The following is a 2643-nucleotide window of genomic DNA, read 5'->3' as shown; positions in this document are numbered from 1 at the left end:
GCCCCGCCCGCCAGCCCCGCGTCATAGCGCGCGACGTCGTCGGGGCCGGTGATCTTGGGCGCCAGCACCGCGTCCGCGACGCCGGCGCAGGCCGCGAGGTCGTGCGCGCCCCATGGCGTGTCGAGCGCGTTGACGCGGATCACCAGCTCCCGGTCGCCGAACCCCTCCTGCGCCGCCGCCACCGCCGCGGCCCGCGCCTCCGCCTTCGCCTCGGGCGCCACCGCGTCCTCCAGGTCGAGGATCACGACGTCGGCGGGGACGTCGCGCGCGCGGGCGATCGCGCGGGGGTTGGAGGCGGGCAGGAACAGCGCGCTGCGGCGGGAACGGATCGCGGTCATGCCCCGGCCTGCCCCCTGGCGGCGGCGGGGGCAATCACCATAAGGTACATGGGGCGGCGACGGGCAGCCACGGGCGGCGACGACGGGCGGCGGGCGGGCGGCGGGAGACGGACGATGACGGGCACCGCGCGCTTCGAATGGGACGATCCGTTCCTGCTCGACGAACAGCTGACCGACGACGAGCGCATGATCCGCGACGCCGCGCGCCGCTATGCGCAGGACCGGCTGGCGCCGCGCATCGTCGAGGCGTTCCGCGACGAGCATAGCGATCCTGCGATCTTCGCCGAGATGGGCGCGCTCGGCCTGCTGGGGCCGACGATCCCCGTCGACCATGGCGGGGGCGGCGCGGGTCATGTCGCCTATGGCCTGGTGGCGCGCGAGGTGGAGCGTGTCGACTCAGGCTATCGCTCGATGATGAGCGTGCAGTCCAGTCTCGTGATGTACCCGATCCACGCCTATGGCTCGGAAGAGCAGCGGCGCAGGTTCCTGCCCCGGCTCGCGTCGGGGGAATGGATCGGCTGCTTCGGCCTGACGGAGCCCGACGCCGGCTCCGACCCCGGCGCCATGACGACGCGCGCGACCAGGGTCGACGGCGGCTACGTCCTCTCGGGCGCCAAGACGTGGATCAGCAACGCGCCGATCGCGCACGTCTTCGTCGTGTGGGCGAAGTCGGACGCGCATGGCGGCGCGATCCGCGGCTTCGTGCTGGAACGCGGGGCGAGCGGGCTGGAGACGCCCAGGATCGAGGGCAAGCTGTCGCTGCGCGCGTCCGTCACCGGCATAATTCTGATGGACGCGGTGGCGGTGGGCGACGACTCGCTGCTGCCCGGCGTCCAGGGGCTGAAAGGCCCGTTCGGCTGCCTCAACCGGGCGCGCTACGGCATCAGCTGGGGCGCGCTGGGCGCGGCGGAGGCGTGCTTCCACGCCGCGCGGACATACGGCCTCGACCGCCGGCAGTTCGGGACCCCGCTGGCCGGGCGGCAGCTCTACCAGAAGAAGCTCGCCGACATGCAGACGGAGATCGCGCTGGGGCTCCAGGCGTCGCTGCGCGTCGGGCGGCTGATGGACGAGGGGCGGTTCGCGCCCGAGATGGTCTCGATCGTCAAGCGCAACAACGTCGGCAAGGCGCTCGACATCGCGCGCATGTCCCGCGACATGCACGGCGGCAACGGCATCTCTGGCGAATACCACGTCATGCGCCACCTGATGAACCTTGAGACGGTCAGCACCTACGAGGGCGCGGCGGACGTCCATGCGCTGATCCTGGGCCGCGCGATCACGGGGATCGCGGCGTTCTGATCGGGGTTCGGTCGGGGTCCGGTCGGGGTCCGGCGACAGCGCCCGCGATCCGGGTGGATCGGGACGGCTGGAGGCGCTACCCATCGGGGATGACCCGCTTCATCGTCAACGACCAGCCGGTCGAATATCGGATGGACCCGGCCACGCCGCTGCTGTGGGCGCTGCGCGACGCGTCCAACCTGACCGGGGCGAAATACGGCTGCGGCACCGGCCAGTGCGGCGCCTGCACGGTGGATGTCGACGGCGAGGCCGTGCGCTCGTGCCAGGTGGCGATCGGCGCGATCGAGGGGAGCCAGGTCACGACGATCGAGGGGTTGTCGCGCGAGCGGGCGCATCCGGTCCAGCTCGCCTTCATCGCCGACAACGTGTCGCAATGCGGCTTCTGCATCCCCGGCTTCGTGATGGCGGCCGCCGTCCTGCTGCGCAAGGATCCAAGCCCGTCCGAGGCGAAGATCCGCGAGGGCCTGACCAACCTGTGCCGCTGCGGCATCCATCCCCGGCTGGTGGCGGCGATCGGTCGCGCCGGCCGCGCGATGGCGGGGCAGGAGGTGCTGCCGATCGGCGCCCGCCCCGGCATCGATCCCGCCGACGCCGCCCGGATGGTGCCCGCGCTCGCGCCCCCCGCCCCCGTCCTCCCCTCCTCCCCGGTGACGGGCTCCCGACCGGTGCGCGGCTTTCATTCCGCTGACGAAAGGGTTCAGCCCCCGATCAGCCCGACTCGGCCAGACCGATCGCATGGCGGACCCGCCGATGGGGCCGCGCCGGTCGGGAGCGGGCGATGACCAGGTACGGGAACGGGAACGCGACGAGCAACAGGACGAGGACCGGGAACATGACGAGGAACGGGATGCTGGGGCTGGCGATGGGCGGCCTGCTCGCGGTGGGCGCGCTGGCGCCAGTGACCGCATCGGCGGCCATCGCCGGGCAGGACGCGGGACAGAACGGCGGACACGATGGCGGACACGGCGGCGGGCCGCAGGACGGCGGTCGCCCCTACCGCGGCGGC

At 72.9% G+C, this 2643-nt stretch carries 2 protein-coding genes and 1 pseudogene; 2 read left to right on the top strand and 1 reads right to left on the bottom strand.

Going from position 1 to position 2643, the window contains the following annotated elements; all coding sequences use genetic code 11:
* A partial coding sequence (locus HUV01_RS14790) for an aldolase/citrate lyase family protein (protein ID WP_254606712.1) occupies nt 1-338 on the bottom strand: 338 nt, incomplete at its 3' end.
* A gap of 114 nt (nt 339-452) precedes the next feature.
* Between HUV01_RS14790 and HUV01_RS14785 the strand changes: the two genes are divergently transcribed.
* Nucleotides 453-1637, top strand: coding sequence for an acyl-CoA dehydrogenase (locus HUV01_RS14785; RefSeq protein WP_174298959.1), 1185 nt, complete (start codon nt 453-455; stop codon nt 1635-1637).
* Nucleotides 1638-1726: 89 nt separating this feature from the next.
* A pseudogene (locus tag HUV01_RS14780) lies at nt 1727-2260 on the top strand ((2Fe-2S)-binding protein); the annotation flags it as partial.
* Between the last annotated feature and the right edge of the window lie 383 nt (nt 2261-2643).

This window comes from Sphingomonas bacterium (genome assembly GCF_903643035.1).
Classification (GTDB): domain Bacteria; phylum Pseudomonadota; class Alphaproteobacteria; order Sphingomonadales; family Sphingomonadaceae; genus Sphingomonas.
Note: the sequence above shows the minus strand (reverse complement) of the source record. Positions and strands in the feature narration are given on the sequence as shown.